This is a genomic window from Qipengyuania psychrotolerans, from assembly GCF_019711355.1.
Taxonomy (GTDB): domain Bacteria; phylum Pseudomonadota; class Alphaproteobacteria; order Sphingomonadales; family Sphingomonadaceae; genus Qipengyuania; species Qipengyuania psychrotolerans.
The window spans coordinates 846,990-861,305 of record NZ_CP081297.1 but is presented as its reverse complement, the minus strand read 5'-3'; the positions used below and the strand labels follow the sequence as shown (position 1 = coordinate 861,305).

Annotated in this window: 13 protein-coding genes; 6 read left to right on the top strand and 7 right to left on the bottom strand. The window is 60.3% G+C overall.

What is annotated here, in order from left to right; genetic code table 11:
- Positions 1-11: 11 nt before the first annotated feature.
- Positions 12-1,265, top strand: coding sequence for an MgtC/SapB family protein (locus tag K3166_RS04255; RefSeq protein ID WP_221423444.1), 1,254 nt, complete (start codon positions 12-14; stop codon positions 1,263-1,265).
- An 11-nt stretch (positions 1,266-1,276) separates the two neighbouring features.
- Here K3166_RS04255 and K3166_RS04250 read toward each other — a convergent pair whose 3' ends face one another.
- From K3166_RS04250 to plsY, 5 genes are all read right to left on the bottom strand, one after another.
- On the bottom strand, positions 1,277-1,459 hold the full coding sequence (locus K3166_RS04250) for a hypothetical protein (protein WP_221423443.1): 183 nt from the start codon (positions 1,457-1,459) through the stop codon (positions 1,277-1,279).
- On the bottom strand, positions 1,459-4,044 hold the full coding sequence (topA, locus tag K3166_RS04245) for a type I DNA topoisomerase (RefSeq protein ID WP_221423442.1): 2,586 nt from the start codon (positions 4,042-4,044) through the stop codon (positions 1,459-1,461). Before topA ends, K3166_RS04250 begins: the two co-directional genes overlap by 1 nt.
- A 115-nt stretch (positions 4,045-4,159) precedes the next feature.
- Positions 4,160-5,065, bottom strand: coding sequence for a hypothetical protein (locus K3166_RS04240; protein ID WP_221423441.1), 906 nt, complete (start codon positions 5,063-5,065; stop codon positions 4,160-4,162).
- Between the two features lie 4 nt (positions 5,066-5,069).
- Positions 5,070-6,215, bottom strand: a complete 1,146-nt coding sequence (dprA, locus tag K3166_RS04235; protein ID WP_221423440.1) for a DNA-processing protein DprA — start codon at positions 6,213-6,215, stop codon at positions 5,070-5,072.
- Positions 6,212-6,826, bottom strand: a complete 615-nt coding sequence (plsY, locus tag K3166_RS04230; RefSeq protein WP_247714726.1) for a glycerol-3-phosphate 1-O-acyltransferase PlsY — start codon at positions 6,824-6,826, stop codon at positions 6,212-6,214. Before plsY ends, dprA begins: the two co-directional genes overlap by 4 nt.
- A 99-nt stretch (positions 6,827-6,925) precedes the next feature.
- Here plsY and murI point away from each other — a divergent pair, with 99 nt between their 5' ends.
- From murI to K3166_RS04205, 5 genes are all read left to right on the top strand, one after another.
- Positions 6,926-7,735 (top strand): glutamate racemase, encoded by an 810-nt coding sequence (murI, locus tag K3166_RS04225; RefSeq protein WP_221423439.1) that lies wholly within the window; start codon positions 6,926-6,928, stop codon positions 7,733-7,735.
- A gap of 106 nt (positions 7,736-7,841) precedes the next feature.
- Positions 7,842-9,062: a 5-aminolevulinate synthase gene (gene hemA, locus K3166_RS04220; RefSeq protein WP_221423438.1), complete on the top strand. Its 1,221-nt coding sequence runs from the start codon at positions 7,842-7,844 to the stop codon at positions 9,060-9,062.
- 67 nt (positions 9,063-9,129) lie between these two features.
- Complete coding sequence (locus tag K3166_RS04215) at positions 9,130-10,749, top strand: class I adenylate-forming enzyme family protein (protein ID WP_221423437.1); 1,620 nt, start codon at positions 9,130-9,132, stop codon at positions 10,747-10,749.
- A 57-nt stretch (positions 10,750-10,806) separates the two neighbouring features.
- Positions 10,807-11,502: a nitroreductase gene (locus tag K3166_RS04210; RefSeq protein WP_221423436.1), complete on the top strand. Its 696-nt coding sequence runs from the start codon at positions 10,807-10,809 to the stop codon at positions 11,500-11,502.
- Between the two features lie 45 nt (positions 11,503-11,547).
- The gene (locus K3166_RS04205) at positions 11,548-12,318 is read left to right on the top strand and encodes a hypothetical protein (protein WP_221423435.1); all 771 of its coding nucleotides are present in this window, start codon (positions 11,548-11,550) and stop codon (positions 12,316-12,318) included.
- 14 nt (positions 12,319-12,332) lie between these two features.
- Here K3166_RS04205 and K3166_RS04200 read toward each other — a convergent pair whose 3' ends face one another.
- Together K3166_RS04200 and K3166_RS04195 are read right to left on the bottom strand one after the other, a co-directional pair.
- On the bottom strand, positions 12,333-13,535 hold the full coding sequence (locus K3166_RS04200; protein ID WP_221423434.1) for a type III PLP-dependent enzyme: 1,203 nt from the start codon (positions 13,533-13,535) through the stop codon (positions 12,333-12,335).
- A 192-nt stretch (positions 13,536-13,727) separates the two neighbouring features.
- Positions 13,728-14,285 carry a LemA family protein gene (locus K3166_RS04195; RefSeq protein ID WP_221423433.1) on the bottom strand — a complete coding sequence of 186 codons (558 nt, stop codon included), beginning with the start codon at positions 14,283-14,285 and terminating at the stop codon, positions 13,728-13,730.
- Positions 14,286-14,316 lie beyond the last annotated feature (31 nt).

Here is a 14,316-nt window from a genome sequence, read left to right as displayed (position 1 = left end):
CACGGCTGACTATGGACTGGACAGCGCAGCTTCCAAACCTCGGCGGAGCCCTTGCCATCGGATTGATGATGGGGCTGGAGCGCGGGTGGAACTTGCGCTCGGAACAGGATGGCCAGCGCGTTGCAGGCATCCGGACCTTCACCCTTCTCGCCTTGCTGGCCGGTCTCGCTGGGGTGCTTGGCAGCCTCGGCCAAATTCTGGCCGGAGGTGCGCTCGTTGTCGGCGCCGCGGCCATTGTGGCGATTGGCTATTCGCGCTCACTGTTGGCCAGTGGGAAACCCGATGCCACATCCGCAATCGCGGCATTGGTCGCTTTGGCGTTGGGCTATCTCGCTGGTTTCGGTGAGCCTGCTCTCGCCGTTGCTGGAGGGGCGGTCGTCACCCTGCTGCTCGCCCTGCGCAACGAGGTACATCGCTGGGTTGGCTCACTGGCGGAGGCCGACATCAAGGCGTTCGCGCGCTATGCCGTTATCGCCTTGGCTGTGTTCCCGTTCCTGCCGCAAGGTCGTTTCGGACCTTACGAGGCATGGGAACCGCGCACGCTGTGGCTGGTGGTCGTCATCGTCACCGGCTTTTCCTTCGCTGGCTATGTCGCGAACCGCTTGTTCGGTGCGCGCCGCGGAACGATCGCAACCGCAATCATCGGCGGAGCCTACAGCTCAACGGCAGTCACGCACTCATTCGCCCAGCGGGTCGGATCTGGTGAAGGTTCCGGCGCTGAAAATGCCGGTATCGCCCTGGCAAGCGCCGTAATGTACTTGCGCGTTATCGTGCTGGTCGCTATCCTTGCGACGAGCCTCCTGATCCCCTTCGTGACCATCGTTACGCCTGCCCTGCTTGCTGGCTTCGCGGCGGCATATTGGCTTTATCGCGATGCCCCGTCGAGCACCGGCCCAGCCCCTCCCGGCAATCCGATTGCGCTCTTGCCCGCCCTCACCTTCGTGACCTTCGTTGCCGTCGCAGCCGTCGCAGCGCGGTGGGCCGAAAGCCAGTTCGGGGAGCAAGGCATTGCCATCCTCCTGCTGCTGATGGGCAGCATGGACGTTGATGCCGCAATCGTGACTGCTGGCGGACTTGGACCGGGTACCATTTCACCTGATCTGGCCGCACTGGCCATCGCGGGCACGATCCTGGCCAATATGGCGGTTAAGCTGGGCGTGACACTCGCCTACGGCAAGCGCGAGGCGCGTCCGGCCGCACTTGCGCTGGCGGCCAGCATGGCTGCGCTGTCAGCCAGCCTCGTGGCAGGATACTTGCGGCTCTGATCGCCTGAGCGTTACCGCTTCTTCATGATCTCGATCTTGTTCTTCTTGGCGAAGTCCTTGGTCGATTCCTCGCTGCGGCCGATAGCTTTGGCAATTTCCTTCAGGCCCTTGCCCTTGCCCGCAAGCAACCTCAACTGACCGGCCTCTTCGGCCTTCCAGGGCTGCTTGTGCCGCTCGAAGCGTTCCTTGGCCATTATTCGGCCTTCTTCTTGGCTGCGGGCTTCTTTGCAGCGGGTTTTTTCGCTGCAGCCTTCTTCTTCGGCGCGGCCTTCTTCTTGGCCGGAGCCTTCTTCTTGGCTCCCTTCTTTTTGGCCGGTCCCTTTGCAGCACGAGCGTTGATGAGCTCGATGGCCTGCTCTTCGGTCACGTCCTCTGGCTTCACGTCCTTCGGGATCGTGGCATTGGTGGTGCCATCGGTGACATAGGGACCATAGCGGCCGGGCATGACCTTGATCTCGCCGCCTGAGGTCGGATGTTCGCCCAGCGTCTTGATCGGCTCGGCCTTCCCGCGCGTGCCGCCCTTGCGGTTGGCAGCCTCCGCCAGCAGCGTGACTGCCGTATTCATGCCGGTATCGAACACATCGCGGGTGCTGGTCAGCTTGGCGTACTTGCCGTCATGGCGCAGATACGGACCATAACGGCCGATGGCTGCTTCAATTTCCTTGCCGGTTTCGGGATGTGCGCCGACAATGCGCGGCAAAGCGAGCAGCTTCAGCGCCCATTCCAGATCGAAATCGTCGAGATCCTTGGGTATGCTCGCGCGCTTGGCCTCCTTGCCCTCGCCCAATTGGACGTAGGGGCCGAAACGGCCGGTCTTGCGTTCGACCGGCAGGCCCGTTTCCGGGTCTTCGCCGAGAACCGCATCCTGCCCGCCGTCATCGCCTTCGCTGCCCGGTTTGGCAAACTGGCGGGTGAACTTGCAGTCGGGGTAATTGGCGCAGGCAACAAAGGCGCCGAACCGTCCGCCGCGCAAGGCAAGTCGGCCGCCATCGCGGCCTTCCGTTTCGCACAGCGGGCAATGGCGGGGGTCCTTGCCGTCGGCCCGTTCGGGGAAGAGATAGTCGGACAGGAATTCGTCCAGAACCTCGGTGACTTCCGAGGGCTTCTTCTCCATGATCTCTTCGGTCTTAGGCTTGAAGTCCTTCCAGAATTCCTTGAGCAGCGCCTTCCATTCTTCTTCACCAGCGGAAACCTGATCGAGTTCATCCTCCATGCCGGCAGTGAATTCATAGGCCACGTAACGCTCGAAGAAGCGTTCGAGAAATGCCGTCAGCAGACGGCCCGATTCCTCTGCAAAGAAACGGTTTTTCTCCATCCGCACATATTCACGATCACGGATCGTCTGGATTGTACTGGCGTAGGTCGAGGGGCGGCCGATGCCGAGCTCTTCCAGCTTTTTCACCAGGCTCGCTTCCGAAAAACGCGGCGGCGGCTGGGTGAAATGCTGGCTGGCTTCGACCTGCTTCTTGGCAGGCGTGTCGCCCTTGCTCATGTTGGGGAGCAGGCCGTCCTCATCATCGTCGGAGCTATCGTCGCGGCCTTCCTGGTATACAGCGAAAAAGCCGGGGAATTTAACGACCTGGCCGGTCGCGCGAAGTTCATGCCGGCCGGTGCCGTCGCGCATGGTGACCGTGGTGCGCTCAAGCTGCGCGGAGGCCATCTGGCTGGCCATCGCTCGCTTGAAGATGAGGTCGTAAAGCTTGCCCTCATCGCCTGATCCGGCGCGGTCCCGGGTGAAATCGGTGGGGCGGATCGCTTCGTGAGCTTCCTGCGCATTCTTGGCCTTGCTCGAATAGAAGCGCGGCTTGTCGGGGATATAATACGCATCGTAGCGGTCGGCGATGGCTTTGCGGCACGCGTCGATTGCGCTGCCGTCCATCTGGACGCCGTCGGTACGCATGTAAGTGATCGCACCCGCCTCATACAGCGACTGGGCGCAGCGCATCGTGTGGCTGGCTGAAAAGCCGAGCTTGCGGGCCGCTTCCTGTTGCAGGGTCGAGGTGGTGAACGGCGGCGCAGGATTGCGTTTGAGCGGTTTGGTCTCGATATCCTCGATGGTGAAGCGCGCATCCTCGACCGCCTTCTTGGCGGCCATCGCGCTGCCTTCATTGCCGAGCGTCAGCTTGCCGAGTTTTTGTCCGTCGAACTTGACCAGGCGGGCATCGAATTCGGTCCCATCCTGCTCCATCTTGGCGACAATCGACCAGTATTCTTCAGCCTTGAAATGTTCGATCTCAATCTCGCGGTCGACGATGATGCGCAGCGCGACAGATTGCACGCGCCCAGCACTCTTTGCGCCGGGAAGGCGGCGCCACAGCACTGGAGAAAGGGTGAAGCCGTAAAGATAGTCCAGCGCACGGCGAGCGAGGTAGGCATCGATCAGCGGTTGATCGAGCTCGCGCGGGGCCTTCATCGCATTGGTGACAGCCTGCTTGGTGATCGCATTGAAGGTGACCCGGTCAACCTTGTCAGGCAGCGCCTTCTTCTTCTGCAGCAATTCGCGCACGTGCCAGCTGATGGCTTCCCCTTCGCGGTCAGGGTCAGTCGCGAGAATGAGGCGCGTCGCCTGCTTGGCCGCGTCGCTGATTTCCTTGAAGCGCTTTTGCTTGTCCCGGTACAGCTCCCAATCCATCGCGAAATCTTCGTCCGGGCGCACGCTGCCATCCTTGGGCGGCAGGTCGCGGACGTGACCGTAGGAAGCCAGGACCTTGAAGTCCTTGCCGAGGTATTTTTCGATTGTCTTCGCCTTGGCGGGCGATTCGACGATGACCAGTTGCATAGGTGTCTGGGAAGTCCCTTACGTGTGTACGTGCGTATACGCGCGAAAATGGGGGGCCGTTTCGGGGGGCGTCAAGCAGAATAGGCGCGCGAAATGTGAATGCTTGGCCAGACGGCTAGCGGCCAGTGATGGCTAAACCAAGATCCTCGCGGTAATGATAGCCAGCGTCAATCATAGCCGGCCGGGCTTCTTCACCCTTCTTCAATCGAAACTGCCCCTCCCTCACAATCGTTTCGCAACCTTCCTTTTCCAATTCCCGATAGCGCGGGACTGTGCTTAAACGACACGAGGTCGGCTCGGCATTTGCGTCCAGAAAAACGACAAACTCAACGAAGACATCTTTACGTTCCTGAATTCGCTGCCGAATATCTTGAGGAAGAAGTGGCAACATTGAGACCATGATTTTCTGCCGATTGCGAAACTCGACAGGCCTGTGATTTTCCCTCGCGTCATCGCGAGTCAAACCGTTCGCCATCATGACAGCATCATAACAATCGGTCAGTTGCTGACGAAGTCCATCTATTGGGCCGATTGGTAAGACTAGATCACTATCAAACAAACTCTCAACCTCAAGGGTCTCTACCTGCTTTCTATATGCATCCGGACCGTTCGCCGCATAGTAGCGGTCCCATTCTTCCTTAGAGATATCGCGCTTGGATGCTTCCCTGATATCGTGCTTCCAAACAGACCAGATCGCGCCTGTTGAAGCCCGTTCCCGTCCGACCATAGATGGAGAAAAAGCGACCCCGCCGGGCTTCAATGTCGCCTGGAAAGGGCCGTCAGCCATCGCGAAAGCACCGCTGGTTATTGCGATGTCGAAGCCGCCGTTCATTGGCTCGTCACGTCGAAACTCAACCACGGTCGGTTTTCCGGGCGCACCAAAAGATCGCCGCACGGCGCAGCTTTGCCGCCCTTGATCCAGTATCCACTCTGATAGAGGTTCCAGGACAATCGGTTGCGAATTGTCGACCTGATTGGTCATCGAAGCCTGTGCCAGCATGGCCCACAGCATTGCCTTCATCAGTTCATTTCCCCTGCCGGTATTCAACCGGCTTATAGACCAAACTCACTCGCCCTGCTGCATGGCGTTCAAGCTGCCCGGCTATCTCCAGCTCAAGCAGCGCCAATTGTACCGCAGCCGCACTCTCGCCCGACTGGCGGATGAGTTCGTCGATCGCCACTGGCGCCGTGGTAAGCAGCGAGGCGATATCTGCAGGCTCTGCCTCGGCCAGTTCCTCGGGCCCGTATTCGAATGTCGCCGAAGGTTCGCGGAAGGTGGAGCGAGGCTGACCGCCGAACCCGCTCAGCAGTTCGGCGACATCTTCGGGCGATTGCACCAGCACGGCGCCTTCGCGGATGAGGTGGTTGCAGCCGTGGCTGCGCGCCTCCAGCGGGCTGCCGGGGATCGCCATGACCTCGCGCCCAGCCTCACCTGCAAGACGAGCCGTGATCAGGCTGCCGGACTTGACCGCAGCCTCAACGACCAGCGTGCCGCTCGCCAGACCCGCAATAATGCGATTGCGGCTCGGGAAATGGCTGCCGCGCGGTTCAGTGCCGGGAGGTTGTTCGGCAATCAGCAAGCCCTCGCTCGCGATCCGCTCCTGCAAATCCTTGTGTTGCGGAGGATAGGCGATGTCGATGCCGCTGGCGATCACACCGATGGTGCGCGGAAATGCGCCTTCATGCGCAGCGCCGTCGATCCCGCGGGCAAGGCCGGAGACGACCGTGAAGCCTGCTTCGGCCAATCCCTGCCCGAACTCGCGCGCCAGCTTCACGGCTGCGGCGCTTGCATTGCGCGCCCCGACCAGCGCCACACAAGGCTGCGCCGCGAGGGACAAATCGCCGCGATAGGTGATGATCGGCGGGGCGCTGTCAATCTCGGCCAGGAGCACGGGATAGTCGGGCTGGTCGTGGAACAGGTAACGCGCCCCGGCCCGCCGGACATTGTCCACCTCAGCTTCGATCTGGGCGATGGGCGCAGCGCGGTATTGCCGGCGACCCTTGTTGCCGAGGTCCGGAAGCCCTTCCAGCGCCGCGACAGCATTACCGTAACGCGCTAGGAGCATGGCATAGCTGACAGGTCCGATGTTTGGCGAACGCAGCAACCGGATACGCGCGAACGCTTCCGCCTGCGTCAACGGCGCGGCTTCTGGGTGGGTCGCTTCGTTCACTCCCCGGCGTCGGTCTTTGAACCACCGATTTTCGGTTCGGCACCGGCCATCAGGCGCTTGATGTTTTCGCGGTGCAGCCAGATCACCAACACTGCGATGACGGCAAGCACCTTGGCAAAGGTCGGGACGCCCAGCAGGAAAGCCCCCACCGCTGCGGCGACCACCGCGCTCATCCCGGCGAGCGAACTGATGCGGGTGATCGCCAGCATTCCAATCCACACTACCGCGTAAGCCACGCCGATCGGCCAAGCGAGCGCGAAGCTGACGCCGGCGTTGGTCGCCACACCCTTGCCGCCCTTGAAGCCGAGCCAGACCGGAAAGGCATGGCCGATCACTGCGAACAATGCGGTCCAGCCCATGTCCTGCCAGAACCACATCGCGGCCAGCCACACGGGGACAAAACCCTTGGCCAGGTCAAGCAGCAGCGTCGCAGCCGCGAGCCCCTTGCTGCCGGTGCGCAGGACATTGGTGGCGCCGATATTCCCGCTGCCCTGCTGGCGAATATCGCCCTTGCCCGCCATCTTGGCCAGGATCAGGCCGAAGGGGATCGAACCGAAAGCATAGCCGAGCAATGCGGCCCAAAGCACGTTGATCGTCAATTCGGTCGGCACCGCATTTCCCCTCGTCGGTTGGGCAAAGGCTTGTCCTTACCCCATAAATCCATCTACCGCCCTAAAATGAATTGCGGCCCTTCGACAAGCGCGGGGCACATGAAAAGGACCGAAGTGAAGGCATCTTCCCCCATACTGCTGTTCGATTCCGGGGTCGGCGGGCTTACAGTCCTGGCGCAGCTGCGCGCGATTTTGCCGAACGCGCCGGTGATCTATGCCGCAGACATGGCCGGTTTGCCATATGGTTCGAAGAGCGAGGCAGAGGTCGCGGCGCGGGTGGCCGGATTGCTTGGCCGAATGGCTGAACGATACCAGCCGCGCCTGATCTGCATCGCTTGCAACACGGCCTCGACCATCGCGCTGGGCATGGTCCGCGAGGTGCTGGAAACGCCGATTGTGGGAACCGTACCTGCCATCAAGCCAGCCGCCGAAATCACCAAGACCGGCACGATCGGTCTGCTGGGCACAGAAGCAACTGTTCGCCAGGCCTATGTTGACGATCTGGAAAGGAAATTTGCCAGCTACAAGACTTTGCTGCGGTACGGAGCCAATGGGCTCGTGGCATTGGGCGAAGCGAAGCTGCGCGGCGAAGAAGTGTGCATCGACGAGGTTACCAAAGCAGCATCGGGCCTCGTGCTGCAGGCTGGCGGCGACAAGCTCGACACCGTGGTCCTCGCCTGCACTCACTTCCCGCTGCTGGAACCTGAACTACGCGAAGCTTTTGGCAAGCATGTCACCTTCGTCGACGGGGCGGGCGGCATCGCGCGGCGCATTGCTGATCTGGTTCAGGGACAGAAATTCCCGCGCCGGCCGCAGCATTTTGCCGTTACCACAGGCGATCTGGCAGATTTCAAGCGACTGTCGGCGACATTTGCACAGCACGGCATCGAAAAGCTGGTGCGCTTTTGAAACCTTTGCGAATCATTCGCAAAGATCGCTGTGGCGAAAGCCCGATTGATCGCTTATGTGACCTGCGAAATTGCCGCTGCAGGGCGGCGCTGACGGGCATACCCGGGTGAACTACGACCAGATCTTCGACGAAGCGATTGACCGCCTCCATACGGAAGGCCGCTACCGCGTGTTCATCGACATCATGCGTAACAAGGGCTCGTTCCCCAACGCGCGGTGCTTTCACGGTCATAACGGACCCAAACCAATCACGGTTTGGTGTTCGAACGACTACCTTGCGATGGGCCAGCACCCCAAGGTGATCGAAGCGATGGAAAACGCGCTGCACGATGTAGGCGCGGGTTCAGGCGGGACTCGCAACATTGGTGGCAACACCCACTTCCATGTCGAACTCGAAAACGAGCTGGCTGACCTCCACGGCAAGGATGGCGCGCTGCTGTTCACCAGCGGCTATGTCTCGAACGATGCAACGCTTTCGACGCTCGCCAAGCTGCTTCCCGGCTGCATTATCTTCTCGGACGAACTCAATCACGCCAGCATGATTGCAGGCATCCGCAACTCCGGCTGCGAAAAGCGCGTCTTCCGTCACAATGATCTCGATCACCTCGAAGAATTGCTCGAAGCCGAAGACGCAGACACGCCCAAACTGATCGCTTTTGAAAGCGTTTACTCGATGGACGGTGATGTCGCTCCTGTTCACGCGCTGTGCGACCTCGCCGAGAAGTACAACGCCCTCACCTATGTCGACGAAGTCCACGCAGTCGGCATGTACGGACCGCGCGGCGGCGGCATCACCGAACGTGACGAGGCAGCGCACCGGATCGATATTATTGAAGGCACGCTGGGGAAGGCATTCGGCGTGATGGGCGGTTATATCGCCGCCGATACGCGCGTCATCGATTGTATCCGTTCCTATGCGCCGGGCTTCATCTTCACCACATCGCTCAGCCCAGTGCTGGTCGCCGGTGTGCTTGCCTCGGTAAAGCATCTCAAGGCATCCAGCGAAGAACGCGATGCGCAGCAAGCGGCTGCGGCCATGCTCAAGGACAAGATGCGCAGCGCCGGTTTGCCGGTCATGGATAGCACGACGCACATCGTCCCGCTGATGGTGGGCGATCCTGTACGCGCCAAAAAGATCAGCGATATCCTTCTGGCGGAATACGGCGTCTATGTTCAGCCGATCAACTTCCCCACTGTGCCGCGCGGCACCGAGCGCCTTCGCTTCACGCCGGGCCCTGCCCACAATGAAGTTATGATGGACGAACTGGTCGGCGCACTGGTGGAAATCTGGGATCGTATGGAACTGGAGCTGCGCAAAGCAGCCTAGTCAGACTATCGGGCGAGCCGTGAGGGATCGCCTGAACTTACATCGGGCCGCTATTGAGAGGATACCGATGTACGACGTCCATCTTGCTGAGAGCCATTTCCCAGCGCAAACCGATCTCGATCTCCGAGAAACGACCGTCTCCAGCATCCTCAGGTTCGCTGCGCAAAAATGGCCAGACGAGATCGCATTGCACGAGGTCGACGAGGCTGGAACAGATGGCCGCACATGGACCTATGCGCAGCTGCTTGCGGATTGCGAAAAGCTTGCAGACGCCCTGCTGACCCGGTTCCGTCCGGGCGAGCGGCTGGTAGTCTGGTCACCCAACATCCCCGAATGGATCCTGTGCGAATACGCATTCGGGATCGCCGGTCTTGTCCTAGTTACCGGCAATCCAGGTTACCAGGAGCGCGAACTGGCTTATGTCACTGAGCAGTCCGGGGCAGTCGGCCTGTTCATCGTCGAAAGCTTTCGCGGCAATCCAATGGGCGAAATTGCCCGGCGTGTGGCCGAGCAGAATGAGGCGGTCCGCGAAGTCGTCAATTTGCAGGATCATGACGCGCTGTTTGCCAAAGGTTCGCAGTCGAACCAAAGGCCCGAGGTAACACCGCAGGACATCGCGCAAATCCAGTATACCTCCGGCAGCACCGGTTTTCCCAAGGGAGTGCTGCTCCACCATTACGGACTCACCAACAATTCCCGCCATGCATTTGAGCGGATCGGGATGGAAGAGAAGATGACCGGCCTGCTGGTCGCCCCCCTGTTTCATACCACCGGATGCGCTGTAACGGTGCTTGGCGCCTGCCAGTCAGGCGCGCGCCTTGTCGTCCCCCCGATGTTCGACCCCAATCTCGCTAATCTGCTTGTGGAACGCGAAAAGGTGCAATCGATCATCGGTGTGCCAACGATGTATATGATGATGCTTGAGGTGGACGATGCAAACCCGCGCGACCTGACCAGCATCGAAGTTGTCGGCGCAGGCGGCTCGATGGTCGCGCCAGAGCTCATACGGCGGATGAAAGATCGCTTCGGCTGCAAATTTACCAACGGCTATGGCATGACTGAGACATCGCCCCTGCTGACCGGGACGCGGGACAGCGATCCGATGGAAAAGCAGACCGAAACGATCGGCCAGCCTTTCGCACAGCTCGATGTATCCATCCGCGACCCGCAATCAAACGCGGTGATGCCGCTGAATACAGTGGGAGAGATTTGCGCGCGCGGTTATTCGGTCATGGCCGGGTATAACGACAACCCTCAAGCAACCGCCGATGCAATCGACGAAAACGGCTGGATGCATACCGGCGACCTTGGCCGCATGGATGCCCAAGGTTTCATCACCATTACCGGCCGCGTGAAGGAAATGATCATCCGAGGCGGCGAGAATCTTTACCCGGTAGAAATCGAAAACGCTCTGCTGGAGCATCCCGAGGTGGCGCAAGTCGCCGTAGTCGGACTGCCGGACGAAAAATGGGGCGAGATCGTCGCCGCCTTCATCCGTATGCCAGAGGGGTCCACCATGGATCCGCAGGCGATGAAAGGGCACTGTCGTTCGCTCCTCGCCGCGCAAAAGACACCTTCGGTATGGGTGCAGGTGAGCGAATATCCGATGACCGGTTCGGGCAAGGTGCAGAAGTTCCATCTGCGGGATGCCTACCTCGCAGGCAAGTACGAAGCGGCCACTCCGTAACGTCCTTTGCGCATCGCGATTGCTCCGCTACTCATTCGGCCAACATGAGGAGAGAACATGAGCGGTAATCCCGACCAGACCTACGCCGAGATCGTCCAGGGCCGCCGCAGCATTCGCGGATATCAGGACAAGCCGGTTCCGCGTGCGCTGATCGAAGAAGTGCTTGCCTTGGCAATGCGCTCTCCATCCTCGATGAATACGCAGCCGTGGCATTTTCATGTCATCACCGGCGAGCCGCTCGACCGGATTCGCAAGGGCAATACCGAGCGCATTCTTGCCGGCGAACCGGACAGCCGCGAGTTTCGCCGGGGCGAACCCTTCGCAGGCGTTCACCGCGACCGCCAGATCGGCGTTGCCAAGCAATTGTTCGGCGCGATGGGTATCGAACGTGACGACAAGGAAAAACGACAGGACTGGGTGCTCCGCGGCTTCCGCCAGTTCGATGCACCGGTGTGCGTCATCATCGCCTACGACCGCGAGCTTTCCGGCAGCGATGATACCTCGTTCGATTGCGGCGCTGTGACCACCTGCCTCGTGAACGCCGCATGGAGCCGCGGGCTAGGCTGCGTGATCAATTCTCAAGGCATCATGCAGAGCCCCGTTGTGCGCGAACACGCGGGCATCCCTGACGATCAGGTCATCATGAAAGCTGTTGCACTTGGCTGGCCTGACGAAGAGTTTCCCGCCAACGCCGTGGTCAGCACCCGCAAGAGCGTTGACGAAGCGGCACGATTTGTCGGGTTCGAGGGATAGTTATGCGCTGCCGACTGTTGAAGCTGCAAACAAGAGGGCACGGCGATGACTGACAGATTGGTAAAATTGGCAGACGGCTTCTGGTCGGTGCGCGGCGAATTTCGGATAGGGCTGCTCGACATTGGCACGCAGTGCGCCCTCGTCCGGCTTGCGGACGGCGATTTCGTCTTCCTGGACAGCTACACCCTGTCGGATTCCATCATGGACGAGGTGGACGCGATCATCGGCGACCGGAGCAAGGTTCGCGCCATCCTGAACGTGCACCCCTTCCACACCATTCATTGCGAATGGATGCATAATGCGTTCCCCGAAGCGGATTTGTACGGAACAGCGCGGCACCTCAAAAAATTTCCGGAATTGCCATGGCAAGACGTCCAGTGCGAAGAATCTGCAATGGCCGAGCGTTTTGGCGACGATTTCGCCTTCTCGGTTCCTCGCGGGGTTCCGCTCGTGTCCGATGACGAAAGCGTGCATTTCTCGTCCGTTCTCGTGTTCCACCGGGCAAGCGGCACCATCCACGTGGACGACACGTTCAACTATCTGCGCAAGGGCTTTCCGCTATCGCTGCTGCCGATCACTGGCCGGCTCGATTTTCACATGACCTTGGGCAAAGCACTGGAGCCCCGCGCAGGAGCAGCAGACGAATTTCGCGACTGGGCCATCAACCTTGGCATCGAGTGGGCTGACGCGAAGCGCCTCGCCTCCGCGCACAACGCGGTTTTTTCATTCGACAAGGTCGCCTTCCCGAACATGCTGGGCGAGGCGCTGGGACGAGTAAAGCCTGTGCTGGATCGTCACCCCAGCAAATACGGCTAGATCCAGCGCACCAATTAGCGAAGGCTCACCACGTTGTCCGTTTCCGGGCGCATACGGCTGCCATCGTAGAGACTGGCCATCGGTTCGTCGGCCACGATGAAACGCTCTGCTGATCCGAAGCCGTTGAAATCGGTCTTCATCGCCGCACCATATGCGCCAAGCATGCCGATCTCGATATAGTCGCCAGCCTGAATGTCTTCCGGCAACGCGAACGGGCCCGGCATGTAGTCGGCATCATCGCAGGTCGGGCCGTAGAATGCGAAATCCATTTCCGGCTTGATCAGATCGTCTTCAAGCGGGCGAACGGGGAATTTCCAGTCCACATGGGCCGCATCGAATAACGCGCCATATGCGCCGTCGTTGATGTAAAGTTCATCGCCCCGGCGCTTCTCGACCTTCACCACCAGGGATGAATATTCCGCGCAAAGCGCACGGCCCGGCTCACACCACAATTCAGCATTGTAGGCGATCGGCAGCGCATAGAAGTGCTGGTGGATGAGCTTGAAGTAATCCTCAAGCGGGGGAGGTTCCATGCCAGGATAGACACTGGGGAAGCCGCCACCGACATCGATCATGTCGATTACGACCGAAGCTTCGGCAATTGCTGCACGCGTCCGGTCCAGTGCCTGGACATAGGCGAACGGCGTCATGGCCTGGCTACCCACGTGGAAACAGACACCGAGCCAGTCGGCAAACTGGCGGCTCTCCTGAAGCAGCGCGGGCGCTTCGATCAGGTCGCAGCCGAACTTGCTGGCAAGGCTGAGGGCCGCATGCTCGCTCGATACGCGGAGGCGGACGCACAGCCGCAGGTCGGGCGCGTCATTGCCATCACCGTCGCGCGTAGCCTCGACGATCTTCGCAAGCTCTTCGCTCGAATCGAGGCTGAAGGTCCTCACCCCGTGTTCGAAATAGGCTTCGCGGATTGCGCTGCGCGATTTGACCGGGTGCATGAAGCACAGTGTGGCATCAGGCAGCACCGAACGCGTCAGGCGCACTTCTGCGATCGACGCGACGTCGTAATGCGTGACACCATTGTCCCACAGGATGCGGATCAAGTCTGGCGAAGGGTTAGCCTTTACGGCGTAGAGCGACTTGCCCGGAAACTTCTCGACAAAGAAGCGGGCAGCGCGCGCAGCGGCGTGCGGGCGGTTGAGGATGATTGGTTCGTCCGGCGAAAGGTCGCGGACTACAGCCTTGGCATCGGGATAGTGGTGCAACTCAAGGGACCCCCTGAACGGTAAAGTTTCAGACCAAATCGGTACTAGGGGCTGCCTTGCGGTTTAGAGTCCCCTTGGGGCAGCGGAGCGGCGCATATAAATTCTGGATCATGAAACGCAAGTGAATAGTGCAACGCGAAATTCAACTGCGCCGCACGCTGCGGCGGGGCAAAGGTGCGGTGAGATGACCCGTTAGAAGCCGACCGTGGGCACCTGATCGACCACGCCCTTCTCGCTATCGTCCAGCCGGTGGAAGTCGGCCTGGTTGAAACCCAGCGCCCCTGCAAACAGCACGGCCGGAAAACTCTCGCGGCCGGTGTTGTAACGCGAAACGGCGGCATTCAGCGCGCGCCGGGCGGCTGCCAGCTTGTCTTCGACATGCGTCAGTTCGCGCTGCAATTCCTGGAAATTGGCGCTCGCCTTGAGGTCTGGATAAGCTTCGCCCAAGGCCAGCAACCGGTCCAGTGCAACGCGCAAGCCCTGTTCATCGCTGGATGAGATCGGGCCGTTAGCAGCCTGATTTCTGGCGGAAATCACCGAATCCAGCGTTTCCTTTTCGTGCCCCGCATAGCCTTTGACCGTTTCAACGAGGTTGGGAATGAGGTCGTGGCGCTGGCGTAATTGCGCGTCGATATCGGCAACGCCCTGATTTACCGATTGGCGAAGGCCCACCAGCCGGTTGTAAATGCCGACCACCACGATAGCCAGCAACACCACCACGCCGATCACGGCGAATGTCAGAACGTTCATTTCTTAACCCCCTATTCGACTTGCCTCGCTA

Bases quoted from the DNA above. Each gene is read 5' to 3' on its own strand.
- K3166_RS04240 (WP_221423441.1), bottom strand. From the start codon at position 5,065: ATGAAGGCAATGCTGTGGGCCATGCTGGCACAGGCTTCGATGACCAAT.
- topA (WP_221423442.1), bottom strand. From the start codon at position 4,044: ATGCAACTGGTCATCGTCGAATCGCCCGCCAAGGCGAAGACAATCGAA.
- K3166_RS04215 (WP_221423437.1), top strand. From the start codon at position 9,130: ATGTACGACGTCCATCTTGCTGAGAGCCATTTCCCAGCGCAAACCGAT.
- K3166_RS04210 (WP_221423436.1), top strand. From the start codon at position 10,807: ATGAGCGGTAATCCCGACCAGACCTACGCCGAGATCGTCCAGGGCCGC.
- murI (WP_221423439.1), top strand. From the start codon at position 6,926: ATGAAAAGGACCGAAGTGAAGGCATCTTCCCCCATACTGCTGTTCGAT.
- K3166_RS04205 (WP_221423435.1), top strand. From the start codon at position 11,548: ATGACTGACAGATTGGTAAAATTGGCAGACGGCTTCTGGTCGGTGCGC.
- K3166_RS04195 (WP_221423433.1), bottom strand. From the start codon at position 14,285: ATGAACGTTCTGACATTCGCCGTGATCGGCGTGGTGGTGTTGCTGGCT.
- K3166_RS04255 (WP_221423444.1), top strand. From the start codon at position 12: ATGGACTGGACAGCGCAGCTTCCAAACCTCGGCGGAGCCCTTGCCATC.
- K3166_RS04250 (WP_221423443.1), bottom strand. From the start codon at position 1,459: ATGGCCAAGGAACGCTTCGAGCGGCACAAGCAGCCCTGGAAGGCCGAA.